The 1,529-nt window shown below is 37.2% G+C and carries 2 protein-coding genes; both read right to left on the reverse strand.

The window, feature by feature from the left end; all coding sequences use genetic code 11:
• Positions 1 to 60 precede the first annotated feature (60 nt).
• Positions 61 to 438, reverse strand: a complete 378-nt coding sequence (locus LI112_RS17715) for an SdpI family protein (protein WP_118771649.1) — start codon at positions 436 to 438, stop codon at positions 61 to 63.
• 48 nt (positions 439 to 486) lie between these two features.
• The gene (locus tag LI112_RS17720) at positions 487 to 1,359 is read right to left on the reverse strand and encodes a sensor domain-containing diguanylate cyclase (protein WP_227191200.1); all 873 of its coding nucleotides are present in this window, start codon (positions 1,357 to 1,359) and stop codon (positions 487 to 489) included.
• Positions 1,360 to 1,529 lie beyond the last annotated feature (170 nt).

Consider the following 1,529-nt stretch of genomic DNA (forward strand, 5'->3'; position numbering starts at 1 on the left):
GATACCTCCTGCCGTTTTTCTTAATCATATACCTTTTAAAAGATATATACAAACTGGGATTTATCGTCTTGTTCCATTCTTATCAAAATTCTTTTTTAATGCTATTTCTGTTAGGAGAATAGACCCAATTAAAGGAATAAGTTGAACACCACAGATAATTCCTCCTATACTCCCAACACAATCTTCATTTTTTCCAATCACTAAAAGCATGAAGATTACTGTTATCGGCAACATAACCATTCCACAGACATACCAAACTTTACCACAATATTTATGAGCAAATTCCCATGTGTCTTTGTTCTTCATAGACATCGAAGTCCGATATCCAAATACTGAATTTATTTCCTTGGGAGCCTTTTTCATAAAATATCTTCCAAAACCAATCATCGTAAATGGAAGAAGCAAATCCATAATCAACATAAAAATCCAAAACCCCATTGTAAACCTCCTTTACTACAACTTCCGATTTTTCATAAACTGATGCAGTTATTCTGTGATTTCTGTATTTTCACCAGCTTTTAACCTTTTTTTATCTGCATACATCCGCAAATCGGCTTCATGGCATACTTCCTCAAAGGAAAAATCTTTGCTCTGTACGGTATAGCTGCCCATTGCCAGACTTAACGGAAGCTTTTCTTTGCTTTTCCGTTTCAGACTTTCCCGGATATTTGCCATCAGCTCGGAGGCTTTTTCTTCTGCGATCCCATTACCCAGAATCATGAATTCGTCTCCACCCATTCGAATAACCGGAGAATCTTCCGGCATTTCTTCCTTCAAGGTACCTGCTACGATTTTAAGCAGAATATCACCATATTCATGGCCGAACTGGTCATTTACCTCCTTCAGATAATTACAGTCGGACATAATCACTGTAAACGGAAAAATCAGATTCTTTTTCTTTTCCTCTACTCTGTATTTCAGATAGTTACGATTATACACACCTGTCAAGCCATCTATAATGGAAAGCGCTTCCACCTTCTTCTCCAAGCAAACACGTTCGGTAACATTGTCAACAATTCCTACGATTCCGATGATATTACCGTTTTCATCCCGTACTGCACTCTTTTTTATCTCAAAATACAGTGATTCTCCATTTTCCATCGGAAATTCACTGATATACTGGCTGTCTTCCCCCGTAGCCAGTATTTTTTTATCATCCTCATAATACATTTTTCCCATTTCTGGAAACTTCTGAACTTCCAGATCTGTTTTTCCTACGATACTTCCATTTTCCCCAACAAAAACCAGGTCACAGATCTCTGAAGCAAAACAATATCTACATTCCGTATCCTTAAAAAATATATTAACCGGCGCACTATGCATAAAGCGTTTCATCATTTCACTATCCAAAAATTCCATTATTTTCTCTCCATCGTTAAATTCCGATTTGCACATCAAATCGTTTTCTTCATTCTATCACAACTTCTATTGATCCGCCATCAGTCTTTCGAACCAGGTATTCATAACAATGATGAACTGGCCTGCTCCTGGCAATTCTTGCAGCATTTCGTCAAGAGTTTTCTGTTTCA

Origin of the sequence: Blautia sp. 210820-DFI.6.14 (genome assembly GCF_020558815.1) — a bacterium.
Taxonomy (GTDB): Bacteria; Bacillota; Clostridia; order Lachnospirales; family Lachnospiraceae; genus Blautia_A; species Blautia_A obeum.

Coding starts and splice junctions, on each gene's coding strand:
- LI112_RS17715 (WP_118771649.1), bottom strand. CDS start 438: ATGGGGTTTTGGATTTTTATGTTGATTATGGATTTGCTTCTTCCATTT.
- LI112_RS17720 (WP_227191200.1), bottom strand. CDS start 1,359: ATGGAATTTTTGGATAGTGAAATGATGAAACGCTTTATGCATAGTGCG.